General features: G+C 37.8%; 20 protein-coding genes. 11 read left to right on the top strand and 9 right to left on the bottom strand.

Annotation, left to right across the window (positions count from 1 at the left end; all coding sequences use genetic code 11):
• Positions 1–2: 2 nt before the first annotated feature.
• The gene (locus tag FZC40_RS09820; RefSeq protein WP_148603807.1) at positions 3–2375 is read left to right on the top strand and encodes a DNA internalization-related competence protein ComEC/Rec2; all 2373 of its coding nucleotides are present in this window, start codon (positions 3–5) and stop codon (positions 2373–2375) included.
• 12 nt (positions 2376–2387) lie between these two features.
• The gene (gene holA, locus FZC40_RS09815; protein WP_148603805.1) at positions 2388–3404 is read left to right on the top strand and encodes a DNA polymerase III subunit delta; all 1017 of its coding nucleotides are present in this window, start codon (positions 2388–2390) and stop codon (positions 3402–3404) included.
• A gap of 104 nt (positions 3405–3508) precedes the next feature.
• Here the strand turns inward: holA and rpsT are convergent, their stop codons facing one another.
• Positions 3509–3775: a 30S ribosomal protein S20 gene (rpsT, locus tag FZC40_RS09810; protein ID WP_148568439.1), complete on the bottom strand. Its 267-nt coding sequence runs from the start codon at positions 3773–3775 to the stop codon at positions 3509–3511.
• Between the two features lie 200 nt (positions 3776–3975).
• Between rpsT and lepA the strand changes: the two genes are divergently transcribed.
• Positions 3976–5781 carry a translation elongation factor 4 gene (gene lepA / locus FZC40_RS09805; protein WP_148603803.1) on the top strand — a complete coding sequence of 602 codons (1806 nt, stop codon included), beginning with the start codon at positions 3976–3978 and terminating at the stop codon, positions 5779–5781.
• Between the two features lie 84 nt (positions 5782–5865).
• On the opposite strand, the gene FZC40_RS17770 is transcribed toward lepA, so the two are convergent.
• Together FZC40_RS17770 and FZC40_RS09795 are read right to left on the bottom strand one after the other, a co-directional pair.
• A complete protein-coding gene (locus tag FZC40_RS17770) occupies positions 5866–5985 on the bottom strand; it encodes a zinc-ribbon domain-containing protein (protein WP_148603801.1) in 120 nt (39 codons plus the stop codon).
• A 46-nt stretch (positions 5986–6031) separates the two neighbouring features.
• Entirely contained in the window at positions 6032–6259 is a 228-nt protein-coding gene (locus FZC40_RS09795) for a hypothetical protein (RefSeq protein ID WP_148603799.1), read from the bottom strand.
• Positions 6260–6617: 358 nt separating this feature from the next.
• Here FZC40_RS09795 and FZC40_RS09790 point away from each other — a divergent pair, with 358 nt between their 5' ends.
• On the top strand, positions 6618–6815 hold the full coding sequence (locus FZC40_RS09790) for a cold-shock protein (protein ID WP_148568443.1): 198 nt from the start codon (positions 6618–6620) through the stop codon (positions 6813–6815).
• Between the two features lie 163 nt (positions 6816–6978).
• Here FZC40_RS09790 and FZC40_RS09785 read toward each other — a convergent pair whose 3' ends face one another.
• The 3 genes from FZC40_RS09785 to FZC40_RS09775 form a co-directional block, all read right to left on the bottom strand.
• Entirely contained in the window at positions 6979–7827 is an 849-nt protein-coding gene (locus tag FZC40_RS09785; RefSeq protein WP_148603797.1) for a DegV family protein, read from the bottom strand.
• Between the two features lie 115 nt (positions 7828–7942).
• Positions 7943–9079: an MGDG synthase family glycosyltransferase gene (locus tag FZC40_RS09780; RefSeq protein ID WP_148603795.1), complete on the bottom strand. Its 1137-nt coding sequence runs from the start codon at positions 9077–9079 to the stop codon at positions 7943–7945.
• Positions 9080–9178: 99 nt separating this feature from the next.
• Complete coding sequence (locus FZC40_RS09775; RefSeq protein WP_148603793.1) at positions 9179–9961, bottom strand: PP2C family protein-serine/threonine phosphatase; 783 nt, start codon at positions 9959–9961, stop codon at positions 9179–9181.
• A 140-nt stretch (positions 9962–10101) separates the two neighbouring features.
• Here FZC40_RS09775 and FZC40_RS09770 point away from each other — a divergent pair, with 140 nt between their 5' ends.
• The 5 genes from FZC40_RS09770 to FZC40_RS09750 all read left to right on the top strand — a co-directional run bounded on the left by FZC40_RS09770 (position 10102) and on the right by FZC40_RS09750 (position 14712).
• Positions 10102–10512, top strand: coding sequence for a hypothetical protein (locus FZC40_RS09770; protein WP_148603791.1), 411 nt, complete (start codon positions 10102–10104; stop codon positions 10510–10512).
• A 228-nt stretch (positions 10513–10740) separates the two neighbouring features.
• Complete coding sequence (locus FZC40_RS09765) at positions 10741–11544, top strand: GTP pyrophosphokinase (protein ID WP_148603789.1); 804 nt, start codon at positions 10741–10743, stop codon at positions 11542–11544.
• A gap of 88 nt (positions 11545–11632) precedes the next feature.
• Positions 11633–12370 carry a YebC/PmpR family DNA-binding transcriptional regulator gene (locus FZC40_RS09760; RefSeq protein ID WP_148603787.1) on the top strand — a complete coding sequence of 246 codons (738 nt, stop codon included), beginning with the start codon at positions 11633–11635 and terminating at the stop codon, positions 12368–12370.
• Positions 12363–13040, top strand: coding sequence for a peptidoglycan-binding domain-containing protein (locus tag FZC40_RS09755; protein WP_186843877.1), 678 nt, complete (start codon positions 12363–12365; stop codon positions 13038–13040). Before FZC40_RS09760 ends, FZC40_RS09755 begins: the two co-directional genes overlap by 8 nt.
• 178 nt (positions 13041–13218) lie before the next feature.
• Positions 13219–14712, top strand: coding sequence for an NAD(P)H-hydrate dehydratase (locus FZC40_RS09750; protein ID WP_148603783.1), 1494 nt, complete (start codon positions 13219–13221; stop codon positions 14710–14712).
• Positions 14713–14837: 125 nt separating this feature from the next.
• On the opposite strand, the gene FZC40_RS09745 is transcribed toward FZC40_RS09750, so the two are convergent.
• Complete coding sequence (locus tag FZC40_RS09745; protein ID WP_148603780.1) at positions 14838–16073, bottom strand: LL-diaminopimelate aminotransferase; 1236 nt, start codon at positions 16071–16073, stop codon at positions 14838–14840.
• A gap of 266 nt (positions 16074–16339) precedes the next feature.
• Here FZC40_RS09745 and FZC40_RS17125 point away from each other — a divergent pair, with 266 nt between their 5' ends.
• Positions 16340–16501, top strand: a complete 162-nt coding sequence (locus FZC40_RS17125) for a hypothetical protein (protein WP_170254030.1) — start codon at positions 16340–16342, stop codon at positions 16499–16501.
• Positions 16502–16720: 219 nt separating this feature from the next.
• Positions 16721–17530: a hypothetical protein gene (locus FZC40_RS09740; protein ID WP_148603778.1), complete on the top strand. Its 810-nt coding sequence runs from the start codon at positions 16721–16723 to the stop codon at positions 17528–17530.
• A gap of 6 nt (positions 17531–17536) precedes the next feature.
• Here the strand turns inward: FZC40_RS09740 and FZC40_RS09735 are convergent, their stop codons facing one another.
• Positions 17537–18874, bottom strand: coding sequence for an MATE family efflux transporter (locus FZC40_RS09735; protein WP_148603775.1), 1338 nt, complete (start codon positions 18872–18874; stop codon positions 17537–17539).
• A gap of 55 nt (positions 18875–18929) precedes the next feature.
• The gene (locus tag FZC40_RS09730; protein WP_148603773.1) at positions 18930–19523 is read right to left on the bottom strand and encodes an MBL fold metallo-hydrolase; all 594 of its coding nucleotides are present in this window, start codon (positions 19521–19523) and stop codon (positions 18930–18932) included.
• Positions 19524–19535: the final 12 nt, after the last annotated feature.

The following is a 19535-nucleotide window of genomic DNA, read 5'->3' as shown; positions in this document are numbered from 1 at the left end:
TTATGAAGCGACCTTTACTGTGGGGGATCATTGTCCTGGGACTGTCCATTGCTTTTGCTTATTACAGGATTCCCGTCTGGGCCATCCTGTTGTGTTCCGGCCTCCTCGTGTTCCTGCCGCTGGTTGTAAAAAGAATCAAGAAAACACAGCTTTTATTTGTATTGGGAATTTTCTGTGGTGGAATCATTCTCGGATATGGCGCATTTCCTTTAACAGATCCCATGGCATCATTTTATGATAAGGAGGTTTTGGTAACAGGTGTTGTCACTGACTATCCGATTATAAAAGATGACCGAATGGTTTTAAACATAAAAACCAAACAAATTGCCACAACAAAAAATGAAGCACTCAAAAAAGCAATGGGATTAAAGGTTACAATATATTTAGAAACAATAAAAGATCAGCAGGTCTTTAATCCCGGGGATATCCTTACCATCAAAGGTACTTTATCAAAACCGTCGGGGAAAAGAAATCCCGGGGGTTTTGACTATGGTCTTTATCTCAAATCACAAGCCATTGACGGATTGTTAGTCGCTCCACCGGAAGGGATTGACCGGATAAGCCGAGAGTCGTCGTTGTATTTTACTATCCTGAGTATAAAAAGACATTTTGAAACGCAATGCGACACTTATTTTTCTGAAGATGTGTCAGATCTCCTCAAAGGCGTTATTTTCGGAGAAAAAGATATCGGCGAAGATCTTACGCAAAGCTTTCAAAATGCAGGGGTTACTCATGTTTTGTCTGTTTCCGGGCTTCATGTGGGATATGTGTTTTTAGCGATCTCTTTCATACTGATAACACTTAAAATAAATAAAAAATTCTGGATGCTGTTTTTATTACCAGCTTTATTATTTTATGTTGCCCTCACGGGGTTTGTTCCACCGGTTGTTCGCGCAGCAATTATGATTGTTTGCCTTACTTTCGGTCAGGGGATTCATCGGGAAAAAGATCCCCTTAATCAGCTTTGTCTGGCTGGACTGATTATTCTTTGCCTATGGCCGAGTCAGCTTTTTCAGGCTGGATTTCAATTATCCATGGGGGCTATGCTGGGCATCATATTATTTTATGAACCGTTGCTTTTTCTATGCAAGAAGCAGCGAAATAAAAAATCACCTCGAATCAAGAAAAATATGGGCCCCATTATAGAAGGTCTGATTTTGACTTTTTGTGCAACACTGGGCACCCTTCCAATACTGCTGTATCATTTCAAAACATTTACCCTTTTAAGCTTTCTCTCGAATTTATTGGTGGTACCGCTGATTGGCCTGTTTTTACTGGCTGGCATGATTTTCCTAGTGATTGCAGGTCTTTTCCCGTTTTTGGCAATTCTGTTTTCGATGCCCCTTGCTTTTTTAGGAAAATCTATTCTGGTCATGCTGGATGGCATTAATGATCTGGGGAAGACACTGGATTTTCTGTTGATCAATCGGGGCGGGTTAACAATTGTAGAAAGTTGTATATTTTTATTGTTTTCATTCTTGATTTCAGGATACTTTTTTTTGAAATCCCGCCGGGTCAAAAATACGGTGCTTGCAATCGGGTTTGTACTGGGGCTGTTACTGATACTTTTGCCGCTTTATCCAAAGAACTTAGTGGTGACGATTCTGGATGTTGGGCAGGGGGACAGCATTCTCATTGAAACACCGAGTGGCCTGAACTATCTGATTGATGGCGGGGGCTACCTCTTTCCAAAAGCCAGTGAAATATCCGAGAGTGTTCTTTACCCTGTATTGTACTCAAAGAATATCAGAAAACTGGATGGGGTGTTCCTCACCCATAATCATGTGGATCACTGTCAGGGAATTGAAGAGCTTGTCTTTGACAAATTTCCGGTTCAAAATCTTTTTATGAGTATCAACACAAATAGTGAAACACTTCTGAATCAATCCACGGTTCCGGTCACACTTTTGGAAAAAGGTTCCGTCATACAGGGGAAGGATGGGGTCAGAATTGAAGTATACAGCCCCTCTGGGGAAATAAGGCCCAAGGAAGATGACGAACAAAACAATGCATCCCTTGTCATGTGCCTCAGTTATAAAGGTACTAATATGCTGCTTTGCGGGGATATCGAAGCTGAAACAGAGAGACTTATACTTAATGATATGAAAGCAGAAAGCGCTGAGAAAGATTTTCAAGTTATAAAAATTCCTCATCACGGAAGTAAATCTTCATCCACACAGGAATTTCTAACGGCAGTAGATCCTGAAATGGCGGTGATATCCGTAGGCGCGCATAATTCGTTCGGGCATCCCAGCGATGAGGTGCTCAGACGTTTGGATGAACAGGATATAAATACCCTGAGAACAGATAAAAATGGAGCAGTGGAAATCACCAGTAACGGGGAATGGATACATTATAAAACCTATGCAGACTAATGGAGATAAATAGTGAATTATAAAGAATTTAATAATAATATAAAAAACAACGCGGTCAATCCGGTTTACTTATTTACAGGTCCGGAACAATATATTGGACACATGATGGAAAAAACACTCATTGATATGGAAATTTCCAGAGGATTAGAGGCTCTTAATCTGACCATTTACAGTGATAAAAATTTGGATGTTTCCGAACTTCTTGCTACCTGTGAAACACTGCCGATGATGAGTAAAAAAAGAATGATTGTTATTAGAAAAGAAGCCCAGTTTGATAAAATCACGGGAAAACATGATCTTGAACGCCTGACCTTCTATTTCGAAAATCCCTGCCCGTCCACACTTTTGATTATTTACTGGGAACAACCGGATAAACGTAAGAAAATCTATAAAACCATTGCCAAAAACTGCACTGTGGTCGTTTTTGAAAAGCTTGATGCAGGAGAAATCCAGGCATGGCTCACAAAGCGCATCAATAATGCCGGCAAAAAAATATCGCGTTCCGTAATGGGACTGTTTGTTCAGCGGTCCATGTATCTGGTTAATGAGAAAAAGACCATGGAAATGGTGGATCATGAACTAAATAGTCTGATTGATTACATCGGGGATCGGGAGGAAATTACAAAGGAAGATATTCTGCTGATCTTGCCTCAATCCATTGAAGACGGCATTTTTAAAATGATTGATTACGCAATGACTGGGGACAAAGGACAGGCGCTGTTGATGCTCAACCAGCTTTATCAGGAGGGAGAGTCGCCATTTGGCGTTTTCAGTTTGCTTTTACGACAGATCCGGATGCTTCTGATGGTGAAAATATATACAAAAAAAGGGCTTCCGCCAAAATCAGTGGCAAGTGAAATGAAAGTAGCCCCTTTTATAGTCAATAAAATATTAAAAAACGGTAAGAATTATCCCATTGATAATCTGTGGGATCTGATGATTATTGGTGCAGACCTGGATGCTCAGATGAAATTGGGCGAAATTGATCAGAATTTGGCACTGGAGTTATTTTTAATGAAGATTGAATAAACGGCATTAAGATACCGTTTTCGAACAAAGAAAAAAGATGTACCTGAGCAGTACATCTTTGTATAGACCCTTGAGACACGGGTTGGGGGATATAAATGAGGTTGTTAAGCAGTCATTTCGTTGATAATTCTAGCCAAAGTACTTTTTTTACGTGCTGCAGTATTTTTATGTAAAATACCTTTTGTAGCAGCCATATCAATTTTCTTTGTTGCTAAACGAAAAGCTTCTTGTGCTGCTTCTACGTTGCCTTCTTCAACTGCAAGATCAAATTTCTTAACAGAAGTTTTAAGATTTGTCTTTACTGCTTTGTTTCGAAGACGACTTTTTTCGTTTGTTTTAGCCCGTTTCATAGCTGATTTAATGTTAGCCATGGGTTCACCCCCCTCATTTATTTATAACATAGCAATTCTAACACGTTTGAGAAGAAATATCAAGAAAAAACGTGACAAAAAAAATATTTATTGATAGAATACTCTTCTAATGAACAAACGGCTTCAATAATACCATTAGGACAGACTAAAATAATTTAGATTGAAATTTAGATAGATTCGAAAGTAGAGGATTATAAAAATTGACAAACAAACAACTACATACACGAAATTTTTCAATTATTGCACATATTGATCATGGGAAGTCAACCCTGGCAGACCGCCTAATTGAAGATACCGGACTCTTGAGTAAACGAGATATGGAAGAACAGTTTTTAGATAATATGGATATTGAAAGAGAACGGGGAATTACCATTAAGCTTCAGGCCGTCCGCCTTTTGTATACTGCAGATGATGGTGAAGAGTACATATTAAATCTCATTGATACCCCTGGTCATGTTGACTTCACCTATGAAGTGTCGAGAAGTCTGGCCGCCTGTGAAGGTGCCATATTGATTGTTGATGCTTCCCAGGGTATTGAAGCTCAGACGATTGCCAATGTATATCTGGCATTGGATAACAATCTTGAAATCATACCGGTTATTAATAAAATTGACCTTTTGAGTGCTGATCCGGATAGAGTTAAGGATGAAATTGAAAATATAATTGGCATTGATGCTCATGATGCACCGCTTATTTCAGCCAAAGCAGGCATCAATATTCATGAGGTACTAGAGGCGATTGTTAAAAAAGTGCCTTCTCCAACCGGAGATGTGGAGGCACCGTTACAAGCCTTGATATTTGATTCCTACTATGATCAGTATCGGGGGGTTATTGCTTCCATTCGAGTTGTTCAAGGTAAGATCAGAAAAGGAATGAAAATCGATATGATGGCAGTGGGAAAATCTTTTGAAGTCGACGAGGTTGGTGTTTTTGCCAAGGGTTTACTTCCTGTTGATGAACTTTGTGCCGGAGATGTTGGCTATGTTAATGCCGGCATCAAAAATGTTCGAGAAACCCGAGTTGGAGATACAATAACCGAAACCGATAATCCGGCAAAAGAAGCTTTGCCGGGATACAAAAAGGTGACATCTATGGTTTTCTGCGGAATTTATCCGGCAGATGGTTCTCGTTTCGAAGATCTCAAAGAGGCTTTGGCCAAACTACAATTAAATGATGCTTCGCTTCTTTATGAGGCAGATACATCTGTTGCTTTGGGTTTTGGTTTTAGATGCGGCTTCTTAGGTCTCCTGCATATGGAAATCATTCAGGAACGTTTGGAACGTGAATTCAATCTGGATCTGGTCACTACCGCACCCAGTGTCATTTATAAGGTTATTAAAACAGATGGCTCTGAGCTATGGGTAGATAATCCTACGAATCTTCCAAATCCGGTTGAAATAAAAACGATGGAAGAACCGATTGTTAACGCAAATATTATGCTTCCTTCAGAATATTTAGGAACGGTCATGGAGCTTTGCCAAGAACGTCGAGGTGTTTACTTAAACATGAATTATGTTGAAGAGAGCCGTGTCATTCTTGAGTATGAATTACCGCTTAATGAAATTATTTATGATTTCTTTGATGCCCTAAAATCCCGTACTCGGGGGTATGCATCTCTTGACTATGATATTAAAGAATATCGACCATCAAATCTGGTTAAATTGGATATTCTTTTAAATGGAGAACCGGTGGATGCCTTATCTTTTATTGTACATGATGAAAAAGCGGTTGCTCGAGGTCGTGGTATCGTCAAAAAACTTAAGGAAGAAATTCCTCGACAGATGTTTGAGATTCCAATACAGGCCGCCATTGGAACAAAAATTATTGCCAGAGAAACCATAAGTGCTATGCGAAAAGATGTTTTGGCAAAATGCTATGGTGGAGATATCAGTCGAAAACATAAGCTTTTGGAAAAACAAAAAGCAGGAAAGAAAAGAATGCGTCAAGTCGGCAATGTAGAAGTTCCTCAAGAAGCTTTTATGGCTGTGTTAAAACTAGATTCTTAAGAAAGAAAATATATAATCAAGTGTCCGATATTGCAATTTTCATTGAGAAATAATTGATGAATTCAAATCGGACACTTTTCGTTTTTATAATGGGGTACCACATTCACCACAGAACTTAGCCGTGCTTCTATTTTTTGTGCCGCAATTCGAACATATCAAAGAAACATTTCCGTTTAAAAGACCGCCAAGTAAATCATTTGACATAATTAATTACTCCTTTCAAATTCTGGTATTATGTTCGTCATTGTTGCTACTCCACTTTTGCATAATCCCCGGTAAATAATCCAATTATAATTTTACCGAGCTTTTCGTTTGCTTTTTCATCTGAATTATAAACGCAGTTGTCGTAAAATTCCTCACATTCCCCATGATCTAAAATCTTTCTAATGGACTCTTTCCTGGATACCATTAATCCATCCTGAAATACCTCAAAATGGTCTGCGTATCGGATGATTTTTACATCTAATTCATTCAACATCTTTATTTGCCTCCTAAAAATTTTCTATTACAGCTCTTGTCAATAATTTTACCCACTTTCTATGGGCTAAAAGCATTTTTTTAAATATATTTTCAATATGGAATTAGAACCCGGCATCTAAGTACGATGATTTCAGAATTTATTAAATTTATTAAGAACAATGAAAATATTTCATAAAAAATTTGCAAATATCTGGGATATGTGTTATTATAAATTATAGCTTAAATTAATAGTAAATAAATTTAACAGTAATATTTTTTAATTGGTACTTATGTTTAAACGTATCATCCTAATTTAGAAATGTAGTTGTTATTCATATTACAAGGATTTAGGGAATAAAATTAGGAGGTACACACATATGAGTGGTACAGTAAAATGGTTTAATTCGGAAAAAGGTTTTGGTTTTATAACAGGGGAAGATGGTAAAGATGTATTTGCACATTTTTCACAAATTCAGTCAGATGGATATAAATCTTTAGAAGAAGGTCAAGAAGTTACTTTTGATGTAACTCAAGGTCAAAAAGGACCACAAGCCGAAAATATTCGAGTTATCTAATTTCAAATATTTTAAACTTATGCTGAAAGGCATAAGTTTTTTTTAGTTTTTAAGTGGTTCTGTGTCAAATGGTGTTGGTAGTATTAGACAAGAAGAAAGCATAATTAACAAAAGCAGCCTGGGGTCATAGTCCTAGGCTGCTTATAGTGGTGTAATTTGTTATTTAAAAGGACATTATCAGACCTTTATCATTGGAATAGTAGGATGTCAAGCCATGCATCGGGAATATATATACTTCTTTGAGATTAAACCGTTTTTCCAGGAGATCTTTCAATGTTTCCGCCTGGCTTAAATTATTGCAATGCGTAATCACCACTGGAAACTGTTCATGCGTTTTTACTTTCGCTTCCACCATATTGACCATGCTGGATAGTGCTTTTTTTACACCTCTTATTTTTTCGACGACTTCAATTTCGCCTTTTTCCGTTGTCGCACGGCATATCGGCATAATCGAAAGGGCAGAAGCTACAGCCCCTGCAATACGGCTCATTCGTCCGCTTTTAACAAGATTTGAAAGATCCTGTAGTAAAAAAAGGAGAGTCAGTGTTTTCTGATACTCGGAAAGCTTTTCACAAATGGTTTCAAAATCATACATTCCGGCTTTAATCCACTCACGAAGCTTCATGATCATTAAAATCATAGAGGGAGAAGTTGCCAGAGAATCAAATAATCCAATTTTTCGGTCGCCATTTTCTTCAAGAACCATATTCGCAGCAACACGGGCACTGTTAAAGGTTCCACTGAGACCAGAAGTAATGGTGATTACATAGTTTTCTTCACTTTTTCTAAGTTCTGCTGCAAATTCTTCTGGGGAAGGGCAGGCTGTTGATGACGCTTCTTTATATTCTTTCATAGCTGCAATGAGTTCCTTTGTATTAATGGTTTCATCATCTATAAATTCATGATCGCCAACAATAATTTTCAAAGGTACGACTGAAAAATCGATATCTTCTTTTGCTAAAAAATTTAAAGGTAAATCGCAGGAGCTGTCGCTGATAATTCTTGGTTTCACTTCATTTTCCTCATTTCATCTTAATCTATAAATAAGTGATAATTATTTTGCCTAATGTACCTTTTCAAAACTTCAAACTAAACTAAAATTTTTAAAGAACCTTTTGGAAGAGTAATCACAGAGACTCCGTTCGATAAGAAATTGATTCATCTGAATTCAATTGTGTCAGAACATCTTCAGTAATTAAAGAGGTCGCATGGCCATAAAATATTTTGTTTGTTGCACTTTTCATGGAAAAACGTTTAAGCTCATTGTCTTTCAGTGCTTCAATGGCAAGAAACAATTCAGAGATGTTATTGGCCACAACAGCTGCTCCTTGACGCTTGAACCACTGAGCATTTTCGCCTTCTTGTCCTGGAGTAGGATTGTATAATATAACAGGTATATTTTTTGCGACCACTTCACTTAATGTGATTCCTCCTGGCTTTGTTATCATTAGATCACCAACGGTATAAAACTCATTAATATTTGATGCGAAACCAAAAACTCTTGTATTTTTGAAAGCCTCAAGGGATAATTCCTGTTCCAAACTATGATTATTCCCGCAAATTACAAGGGTTTGCAGATTCTCGATGCGATCGGCTCGCCGACAGATTTCTTTAATATTTTTTAGTACACCATAGGTTCCAGCAAAAACAATTAAAGTCATTTTATTGGAGTCTAAATTATACTTTTTGATAAGCTTGCGACGATTTTCGTGGGTATAAAAAGCGCTGCGAAGAGGAATACCCGTTTTTAATATTTTACTTTGAGGAATTCCTTCATATAGAAGCGTATCTTCTACATTTTCACAGGCGATATAGTAGCGATCTGTGTCTTGATGTATCCAGGCCATGGGAATGCAAAAATCCGTCACGACTGTAAAGACCTTGATATCAGGGTAAAATTCCTTTTTCATAATGGACGAAATTGTATAAGGGTAAGTATTTATGATACAGTCGGGTTTAAATTCATTGATCATTTTTAATAAGGTTCTATCAGTAAAATGCCAAAGATTATAGATGAATTTTTTGTGCGCATTATCCTCGCAATCATAGTAAATGCGTTTATAAAAGTTACTTCCGATTGAGTAGGAAAGTAAATAGGATTTCTCTATAAATCGATTGAGCGTTGGGTTGGTTTCATTAAATAAATCTCGTACCGAGACACGATGCCCCTGTAATTCAAAACCTTCCTTAAGGGTATTGGCTACCATTTTATGGCCAGATCCGTGGGAACAAGTTAAAATTAGAATACGTTTAGGTTCTAACATGGTAATCGTCCTCTCTTGAGATTCTATTACAAAAAATCTCTATATAACTTTCATCTTAAGTTTAGAGAAGAATAATTAGATTTTGATTAGAAAAAAGTTTTATTCATCGAACTCAATACCTAATATACAGATATCATCTGAAGGTGGTTGATGGCGGTTAAATTCCATACAGGCAGTAATGATGTTTTTACCAATTTGATTAATTGGGAGGTGCGAACTGTTTTTAGCAATGAAAATTAAGCGTTCCATAGAAAATTCTTCACTTTCGGGGTTTTGAGCATCAACGAGTCCATCAGTAAAAAGAAGTAACTTATCTCCTTTGGAAAAATCAAGAAACATGTCGAAATAATTCATTTCAGGCATATACTGCTGAAGTCCCAACATGGGAAGACTGGGTTTCAGTAAATCAACATGGTGGTTGCCTTTCAGAAGAATGGCAGATGGATGGCCAGCATTGGCAAAACAGAGCATTTTTTCTTTGGGATCTAAAACCAGGGCAATCGCAGTAAAAAAAGTGTTATCCATTTGTTGACAGATATCTGATCCGATTTGTTTAAGGACTAAGCTGGGGGATTGGTTGATATAGTCGTCCTTCATGGCATAAGAATAACTTAATTTAATCATACTGGTAATCATTGCCGCATCGATACCATGCCCCGTTGCATCTGCAATCAGAAGGCTGATTTTTCCGTTTTCCAAAAAATGAAAGTCATAAAAATCTCCCCCAACTATTCGAAAAGGCCTGAGATAACTATAGAAATGGTAATCATCGGAAATAAAAGATCCAGGGGAAGGAATAATCTTGCGCTGGAGGTTTTGCGCAAATTCCAATTGTTTATCAAAAAGAGCAACAAGTGCTTTGTAATGGTCGGAATTATTCAAATTGAGACCTCCTCATTCTTATTAAAACCAAGTATACCATATTAAATTTTAACTTGTTAGAGGGATTTCTATAAAAATGATTGAAATTATTGAAACTAACCATTATAATGAAATTATCAAAATGAAATGAGGTGTCTAAAATGATTGAGTTTGTATACGGTTCAAAAGGAAGCGGAAAGACAAAGAAAATGATTGACATGGCAAACACTGCACTTGAGACCTGTGAAGGGGATGTCATTTTTCTTAACGACAGAGACAAATATCGAGTAAAAGTAGATACTAAGATCAGATTTATAAACATGGAAGAGTTTGGAATATCCGGAGTTGATCAACTTTTTGGATTTCTAAACGGTTTAGTCGCAGAGAATTACGATATTAAAATGGTATTTATTGATAATCTATTGCGTCTCATCAATGCTGAAAAACCTGCTGATGTTTGTGGTATGGTTGAAAAAATTCAAAAAGTTAATGAAACTCATGAAATCAAGTTTGTACTTAGCATAAGCTGTGCAGAAGAAGAAATGCCTGAATGTGTTACCAATTTAATATAAAAGATGAGACTAGACGAATCTGCTTAGATTAAACAAACGGATTCGTCTCTTTAATCTTTTCAAGGAAAATAATGATTACAACAATAAATGACACTTATACCGTATAATCTGTTTGGCTAAAAGAACATTATGGTAAAAAATAATAGACGAGCTTGAAGCTCGAATGAAGCAGAAAAATTCATGTCAGGGAAGATGCTTTCCTGATATGAATAATAAGAGGTAAATATTTTGGGTACTAAATATTGGCAAGAATTTCTCATCCCTTATCATCAGGCAGTAGATGAGATTGTATTAAAATTTAACAGTCTTAAAGAGCAATATGAAAAAATCGGAGAGTACTCACCGATCGAATCCGTTTATGGTCGGGTAAAAAGCGTATCCAGTATTTTAGAGAAAATACACAATTATGGGGTTGATATCGAATCATTAGAGGATAACATTCAAGATATCGCCGGTGTTCGAATTATGTGTCAATTTGAAGAAGATATTTATGAGGTTGTTGAACTTATTAAAAAGAGATCTGCCTGTGATATGGAAATCGTTAAGGTGAAAGATTATATAAGTGAAGCAAAGCCCAGCGGATATAAAAGTTACCATCTCATCATTCGCTATCCTGTTTTTAGTGTCGCCGGTATTCAACATTTATTTGTTGAAATACAGATTCGAACTTTGGCCATGAACTTCTGGTCTATTATTGAGCATTCCTTAAATTATAAATATAAGGAAAACATTCCGGATGAGGTTAGGCTACGGCTTGTCAATGCAGCCAATGCGGTAAATGATGTGGATCATGAAATGTCTTCTATCCGAGAGGAAATTCAAAATGCACAACGTCTTTTTGGCCTGAAATCAAGCTCGGTAACCAGCATTCTCGACAATATTGGATATTTATACAAGCTCAATCAGGGAGAAAAAGCATCCCGGTATGAGAAAATATTTGATGATTTGTTTGAACAGGAAGATATTATTCAACTCATTCTGCTTAGAAAAGAATTAGAGACAGAAGTGAATACAATAGAGTCTGAAGCATAAGAAATAAAAAATAGGTTTGTGAAAAAAGGGCAGTATGTTATAATAAAACATTGTAAAAACATTAAAAAAAGAATTTAGGAGGTTGTCGATGTCAGGACATTCAAAATGGTCGACTATTAAAAACAAAAAAGGAAAAATAGATGCTAAGCGTGGTCAGATATTTACCAAATTAGCGAAATATATTGCTGTTGCATCCCGGGAGGGTGGACCCGATCCCGATATGAATGCAAGATTAAAGGAAGCGGTTGCCAAAGCTAAGGCAGCAAATATGCCGAATGACAACATCGACCGAGCAATAAAAAAAGGTGCAGGAGAACTACACGGAAGTATTTACGAAGAAATCAATTATGAAGGTTATGGTCCAGGAGGCGTTGCAGTCATTGTTGAAACCCTCACCGATAATAAAAACAGAACTGCGGGGGATGTGCGACACGCGTTTGATAAAAACGGAGGAAATCTGGGAACCAGTGGCTGCGTCGGCTTTTTATTTACCAAAAAAGGCCAGATTATGATTGAAAAATCTGATAAGTTTGATGAAGAGGATCTAATGATGATCGCCCTGGAGGCAGGAGCTGACGACATTGAAACTTCTGAAGAAGGTTATGAAATCAGCACCGAACCGGAAGATTTTGGACAGGTGTGTGACGCGCTGAAGGGAGCAGGTTATGAACTTACTTCCGCTGAAATTGCTATGATCCCATCAACAGAAGTTGAATTGGATGATCCCGATGACATTAAGAAAATGCTTAAAATGATCGACATGTTTGATGATAATGAAGATGTCCAGGAAGTATGGCATAACTGGCCGGGTGAAGACGATGAGTAAGGATACTCTTTTTAAGAGATTTAAAGATGTGGTTCTTTATGTCGTTTTTTCAATGCTTTTGATCTTTTTGATGTCCTCATTTGTAATTGAGAATGTGTATTCTGCGGCGGATCAGCTTTCTATGAAACCACAAGGCATAGCAACGGTATATTCCATTGCCATTGGAGCACAAACGAATGGTTCAACAACCAGTAAAGATGGAGACAATAAAACATCTGAAATTCAAACCTCTGATGGGACTACCGTTGTAATTACCGAATATGCCCTTGGAGATACGAATGACGAGATTAAGGATTATACTCAAGTTTTATATGCACTTGGCTTTTTAGCAAGCCAGCCAACAAATCAGATCACGGATGACGTTCAAACAGCTATTAAAACCTATCAGGCAATGAAAGGTCTGGATCAAAACGGAAAACTTGATCGCTCTACCATTATTTCTTTGGTGGCCGAAGACATCAAATTTGAAAAAGGCAACAGCGGCAAAATGGTACAGACCTATCAGCAAATTCTGGTTGACAAACAATACTTGGCGGCGGATAAGGCGACGGGAACATTTGATGATGCCACTGAAACCGCAGTAAAGGCCTTCCAAAAAGCCAACAGTCTTACCGAAACGGGAAAGATTGATGCAAACACAATGAAAGCATTAGATGCATTAAAAAAATAAATTAATGAGCGGGTATTTAAGGTCAATTATTTTTCATTGTGGGTTTGCAATGGATAAAATGATTGGCCTTGAAATTTGGACATTTGGCATTTGAAACAATTGTTTACAAAAAAATGATATAATGTTGTGATTATTAGGTCAGTAAGATTCTTTTGATGGTAGATGAAAAGAGGATAAAATGAAAGTTGTTACACCAAGTGAAATGTCCGTTATGGATCGTAACGCTATTGTCGCAGGCACACCTAGTATTGAGCTTATGGAAAGAGCTGGACAGGCTTGTGCGGAATTCATCAAGAAAGATATTGATCAAAATTCCTTGATTATTATTCTTTGCGGGTCGGGAAACAATGGCGGAGATGGTCAGGTCATTGGCCGGCATTTGGCAAAAGAAGGTTATATGGTACATCTTTTTATGACCGAAAAAGAAGAAAAATTATCTGATGACAGCAAGATTAATTTAAAAAAACTGAAAGAAAATAATATTCCGGTACGCTATTTACTAGAAGCATCAGATTTTGAAGATTTGAAACAGATGCTGTCCAAAGGAACCCACATCATCGATGCCATTTTTGGAACCGGATTAGAAGACAAAAGTCTTCCGGAAAAGTATCTTCGCCTTTTTGATATGGTCAACGATTTTGAAGGTGAAAAGATAGCCATTGATATTCCTTCTGGATTGCGGGGAGATATCGGTCTCAGTCTTGAGAATGCTATTTTAGCGGACAAAACGATTGTTATCCAAAACTATAAAACTGGCTGTTTGTTGAACGATGGTCCTGATCATACCGGTGATACCGTTGTTGTCGATATCGGAATCGATGAGAACAGCATTTCCAATGAAAAATACTATATTCAGGAAAAGAATTTGAAATTTCCCCAAAAAAGAAAAAAGAACTCCCATAAATATGACTATGGTTCCGTTGTAGTTATAGCCGGATCAAAAGGAATGAGTGGGGCTGGCATTTTATCGCTTAATGGTGCATTAAAAAGCGGCAGTGGGTTGGTTACCTGTTACGTTCCCCAAGAAATCTACATTCCCGTGGTTTCCCGTGCGCCAGTGGAAGTGCTGATCAAGACTTATGATTGCAACATCACTGAAGATGATATCAAAAGCGATAAAAAAAAGGTTGTTCTCATTGGCCCTGGCATAGGAAGAGGAAAGAATTATAGTCTCATTCTGGAGCATCTTCTCGAAGGGTCTTTACCGGTAGTTATTGATGCTGACGGCCTTTTTCATCTTGCCAAAGTGATTGATTATCTAAAAGAATCTAAAACACCGGTGGTTATTACACCACATTTTGGAGAGCTTTCAAAACTGATTGATGTGCCTTGTGAAGAAATTATCAACGATCCGATTGGATATGGTCAGAAATTTGCGATCGAGTATCAAGTAGTGGTGGTTTTAAAAGGATTTCGTACGATGATTTTTGGAACTAACGGAGAAATCTGGTTTAATTCTACGGGAAACCCCGGCATGGCAACCGGAGGGAGTGGCGATGTGCTGGCAGGTATGATCGCTGGCATTGCCGGACAAAATGTCGATTTGTTTGAAGCGGCAAAAGCCGGTGTATACTATCATGGAAAATCAGGTGATTATTATGCTTCTCATTTCGGACAAAGCACACTTACCGCCCACAATATTATTGATTCCTTGAAATACGTATTGAAATAATTAAAACAAATTAATAAAATCGGAGAAATAGGGTCATGTTGATCCTGTTTCTCCGATTTTTATTTCCGTTATAATCAGAAAGACTAAAATAGTTTCCAATAATAACCTTGTAATAAAGGGGGCTATTAAAGCTTCAGTCTGGTCTTGATTCTTTCAATAGCCTCTTCGGTGCTCTCCTTGCTGGCAAAAGCAGTAAGCCTAAAGTAGCCTTCTCCACTTGGACCAAAGCCGGCTCCTGGGGTACCAACGATACTGACATCATGCAGCAGTTTGTCAAAGAAAGACCAGGAATCCTGTCCCTTTGGTGTCTTTAGCCAGATATATGGAGCATTTACTCCTCCGAAAACTTCAATGCCAGTACTCTGAATACCTTCTCGGATTATTTTGGCATTGGTCATATAATAGTCAACAAGCGATTTGATTTGTTGCTGTCCTTCCAGGGTATAAACGGCTTCAGCGCCTTTTTGTATAATATATGGAACCCCATTGAATTTGGTGGTCTGTCTTCTGTTCCATAACTTGTTGAGCTCAATTGCTTCACCAGCGGCGGTGTACCCGAGAACTTCCTTGGGGACAATAGTATATGAACATCTTGTTCCAGTAAAACCGGCATTTTTTGAAAAGCTTCGGAACTCGACAGCCACTTCTTTGGCGCCTTCAATTTCATAAATACTGTGCGGAACATCATCCTCCTGTATATAGGCTTCATAGGCGGCATCATATAAAATGATGGACTTGTTGTCTTTTGCATAATCCACCCATTTTTTCAGTTCGGTTTTTGATATTGTTGTCCCGGTGGGGTTGTTTGGGAAACATAAGTAGATAAGATCAACCTTCTCGTTTGGCAGTTGTGGGGTAAATGCGTTTTCAGCAGTACATGGCATATAAGTGAGGTCTGTCCATTTGCCATCGGCACCGAGACTGCCACTTCTTCCAGCCATAACATTACTGTCTACATAAACGGGATAAACAGGATCGGTAACAGCAATTTTATTTTCAAGACCAAATATTTCCTGAAAATTCGCAGTATCACTTTTGGAACCATCACTTACAAAAACCTCGTCAATATTAAGGCTGATTCCCCGAGGGGCATAATCAAATTCAATAATTTTTTCAATGAGGAAATTGTAACCCTGTTCAGGTCCATATCCTCTAAAAGTTTTTTCATCTGCCATTTCGTCAACAGCTTTGTGCATGCTGCTGATAACCGCAGGAGGTAACGGTCTGGTGACGTCTCCAATTCCTAGTTTGATGATAGTTGCATCGGGATTCTCAGCTTTATATGCATCCACCCGCTTTGCTATTTCAGAAAAAAGATAACTGCCTGGTAATTTAATATAATTTTCGTTAATCATTGCCATAAGATTCTTCCTTTCAATCGATAATAATAGGCTATTTTAGCTACTTGAAATCAGCCGTTACTTAATAGTATTCCTAATTAGTAATACTCTACACTTGATTTGATTTCTTGTCAATAATTATTTAATAAAAAAAGTTATAACGTATAAGCTGATAAAGATGAAATTAATTGCATTTAATATTATTCAGTGGTATAATTCATAAAATGAAAATTGAAATATACTAATGAGACATCAAGAAGGGTGCCTCATATTAACGAGGAGAGTCAATGGATTCAAACAATGAAAAAAAATGTTCGCAGTTAGCATGTAGTTTTAATGAAAATGGCCGGTGTCCGGATATGGATGTATTAAGAAATCCATGGAGACAAACAGGTTGTATCTTTTTCACAAACAAGAATGTACGAACGGATGAAATGAACAACGACTAAAACACTCAAGGGTGTTTTTTTTATATGATAAAATAAATAATACCGTAAAAGTTTAATATACGAAGAAAAATCAACATGATCTGATCAACATAATATTACAAAGTTAAGGAAATCCGAATATAATGATAATCAATGGATTTCGTTATTTGTGTTTACTGGTGAAATTACTTATGCATAAAATAATTAGGTTTAAATAAAAAGAGAAGGATATAGATTTTTATGAGCACATATATTGTAACATTATTGATTCAAACCGTTATTGAAACATTATGGCTTACCGGAGCGATCATATTAGTTGGGTTGTTCCTTGAGGTCATACAAAAATATACCATGCGAAATTTTCAAGGAAGCTTGGGAAGAAATACGGTACTGATAACAGGTATTATTGGCACGCCGATTCACGAACTGAGTCACGCTTTGTTCGCATTGCTGTTCGGGCATAAAATTATAGCCATAAAATTATTTCAGCGACCGGATCAGGATGGGGTAATGGGCTATGTTAATCACTCCTTTAACAAAAGAAACCTGTATCAGAGAATTGGAAATTTCTTTATCGGGGTGGCTCCAATTTTAGGTGGAATACTGGTTATTGTAGGATTGATGTATTTGCTGATTCCCCAAGCTTTTACAGCCTATACAAACATACTTGCGAGGAGCTTGAATACTCAGACAATCGGAGATATTAATCTGGCAGAAATTGTAAACAGCTATTGGAGTTTGATAAAAACGATATTTTCATTAGGAAATTTTCAGAGCATCGGTTTTTATATATTCTTGTTTTTAGCCATATGCATATCAGCCCATATGTCATTGAGCTTTGCAGATATAAAAGGAAGTTTCGATGGTTTGCTGTTCATATTTTTGATATTGCTTTTACTCAATGTTTTAAATTTACAACAGTTTGCTATACTTCCATTAAATTTGGTTCAGTACAATATTATCGCAACAGGCATTCTGATGATCAGTGTCATATTTTCTGCGGTTGCTTTTTTAATCAGTTTAATACTGAGATTGGTTGTACCGAGATAAACAGATTTATTGATTTTCACTCAATGGATAGGATTCAATTTTTTTAATCCACTTTTTACTACGTAATCGATAGATACACCAGACAGATTTAATAATCTGGTCAATTTTCAGAAGGGTGTATATCCAAAATGCTGGCAAGTGCCAGACCAAACCTGCCAATGCGCCTAAGGGAATGGAAGCAACCCACAAGAAGATAATGTCGGCCACCATTAGAAACTGAGTATCTCCGCCACCTCGGAGCACCCCTTTGGTTAAAATGCTGTTAGTTGACTGAAAGATAACAATAAAACCGACCGCAAACATCAATTGCGACGTAAGTTGTTGGGTTTCTTCCGTAATGTTGTAGCAACTGATCATGGGTTTGCTGATCAGCCATATCAGCAGAGCTCCAAAAACGCCAACGGCAAGCCCTAAATACAAAAATGTCACCCCTTGTTGCTGGGCCTTTTCCTGATCCCCGCGGCCCAGAGTGTGTCCGGTCATAATGGCACTGGCATTAGAAATCCCCTGAATAAAAACAGTGCTGAGCTGCTGTGTTACCATCGTGATGGCATTGGCCGAAACGAAGCTGACTCCAAGCCTTCCGATGACCATGGTTACGGCGCTATTGCCAAATGCCAGCAAGGCGTCACTCACCAATACCGGAATGGCAACCTGAAAATATTCCTTGGAAATATCTCGGCATCGCAGAAATAAATGTCCGAGTCGATACCGGATTCTTTTATCGATAAAAAACAAATAGCCGCAGATAAAAGAAAATTCGAAGATTCTGGCAATGAGTGTGGAGAGGGCAGAACCTTCAATACCCATTTGGGGAGCCCCGAAATTTCCGAAAATAAACAGATAGTTAAAGAAAATATTGATTAAAAAAGCACCAATGGATGAAAATAAAGGAAGTCTTACCTGACCTACGCTCCGCAGAACAATGGTGGATGTAAGAGATAGCCCCAGCAGCGCATAACAGGGAACCGACCATTTGAAATATCGGGCTCCATATTGAATAATTGTCGAATCCGTGGTGTAAATACCCATAATCATCTCTGGTGCGAAAAAGGTCGCTAGGGAAAAAACAAGACTCAACATAAGACAGATCCGAAGCATGACGGTAACCGTCTTTCTTAAAGAATTTAAATCCCGCATTCCCCAGAAACGCGATGTCAGAACCGAGGCTCCCATGCCAATTCCCATGCAGCAGATCTGAAAAATCATAATGAACTGATTCGCCAGGGACGCCGCCGACAACTGCATTTCCCCGAGAGATCCCACCATCAACGTGTCGGTCATATTCACACCGATGGTGATTAAGCTTTGTAATGTGATTGGAATGGCAATAGCGGCCACCATTTTATAAAATGATTTTTCTTTTATTAATTGATTGATTGGTCTACCTCCAACTATTTTATAGAATAATTTCCTCTTTGGGTGCTAAGATGAGTCTTCCTTTTGATACAAAGCTTTGCGCTATTTGTCGATCAAACAATGCACCCGGTTTCATATGAATGGGAATGGTGTGGATAGCGCCAATGACTTCAGCACATTTTGAGGCCTCTTCCGGGTTCATATTAAAAATCCCGTCGATGGGCAGCAAGGCATAAGCGATTTTTTCTTTGGAAAGAACATCGCTCATATAATCGGTAAAGGAAGTATCTCCGGAAGCATAGATTTTAATACCATCCAGTTCGATGAGATAACCGACACAATGGTTTTTATCGTGCTTAGCATTATAAGCCGGTACTGCCTGAATGGAAATGTCATCAATCTTGCGGCTGCCATAAACGCCGCCGATTAGGATGGTTTCCGGTCGCAGGATAGTACAGCCTTTTTTTTGATTTAACAGCGACAATTTGTTATGGTCGGGATGTTCGTGGCTGACCAGCACAAGGTCTGCAGGTAAATCGTAACCTTCTCCTGCGAATGGATCCACATAAATAACAATTCCATTGTCTGTAACAATCCGGTAGCTTCCATGGCCCTGATATAATAATTTTCCCATAGTCGTTCTCCA

This window comes from Acetobacterium tundrae, assembly GCF_008086615.1.
Taxonomy (GTDB): domain Bacteria; phylum Bacillota; class Clostridia; order Eubacteriales; family Eubacteriaceae; genus Acetobacterium; species Acetobacterium tundrae.
The sequence above is the reverse complement of the archived record's forward strand: the minus strand, read 5'-3'. Positions and strand labels throughout refer to the sequence as shown.

Bases quoted from the DNA above. Each gene is read 5' to 3' on its own strand.
- FZC40_RS09820 (WP_148603807.1), top strand. From the start codon at position 3: ATGAAGCGACCTTTACTGTGGGGGATCATTGTCCTGGGACTGTCCATT.
- rpsT (WP_148568439.1), bottom strand. From the start codon at position 3,775: ATGGCTAACATTAAATCAGCTATGAAACGGGCTAAAACAAACGAAAAA.
- FZC40_RS17770 (WP_148603801.1), bottom strand. From the start codon at position 5,985: ATGTCAAATGATTTACTTGGCGGTCTTTTAAACGGAAATGTTTCTTTG.
- FZC40_RS09795 (WP_148603799.1), bottom strand. From the start codon at position 6,259: ATGTTGAATGAATTAGATGTAAAAATCATCCGATACGCAGACCATTTT.
- FZC40_RS09790 (WP_148568443.1), top strand. From the start codon at position 6,618: ATGAGTGGTACAGTAAAATGGTTTAATTCGGAAAAAGGTTTTGGTTTT.
- FZC40_RS09780 (WP_148603795.1), bottom strand. From the start codon at position 9,079: ATGTTAGAACCTAAACGTATTCTAATTTTAACTTGTTCCCACGGATCT.
- FZC40_RS09770 (WP_148603791.1), top strand. From the start codon at position 10,102: ATGATTGAGTTTGTATACGGTTCAAAAGGAAGCGGAAAGACAAAGAAA.
- FZC40_RS09760 (WP_148603787.1), top strand. From the start codon at position 11,633: ATGTCAGGACATTCAAAATGGTCGACTATTAAAAACAAAAAAGGAAAA.
- FZC40_RS09755 (WP_186843877.1), top strand. From the start codon at position 12,363: ATGAGTAAGGATACTCTTTTTAAGAGATTTAAAGATGTGGTTCTTTAT.
- FZC40_RS09750 (WP_148603783.1), top strand. From the start codon at position 13,219: ATGAAAGTTGTTACACCAAGTGAAATGTCCGTTATGGATCGTAACGCT.
- FZC40_RS09745 (WP_148603780.1), bottom strand. From the start codon at position 16,073: ATGGCAATGATTAACGAAAATTATATTAAATTACCAGGCAGTTATCTT.
- FZC40_RS17125 (WP_170254030.1), top strand. From the start codon at position 16,340: ATGGATTCAAACAATGAAAAAAAATGTTCGCAGTTAGCATGTAGTTTT.
- FZC40_RS09740 (WP_148603778.1), top strand. From the start codon at position 16,721: ATGAGCACATATATTGTAACATTATTGATTCAAACCGTTATTGAAACA.
- FZC40_RS09735 (WP_148603775.1), bottom strand. From the start codon at position 18,874: ATGGTGGCCGCTATTGCCATTCCAATCACATTACAAAGCTTAATCACC.
- FZC40_RS09730 (WP_148603773.1), bottom strand. From the start codon at position 19,523: ATGGGAAAATTATTATATCAGGGCCATGGAAGCTACCGGATTGTTACA.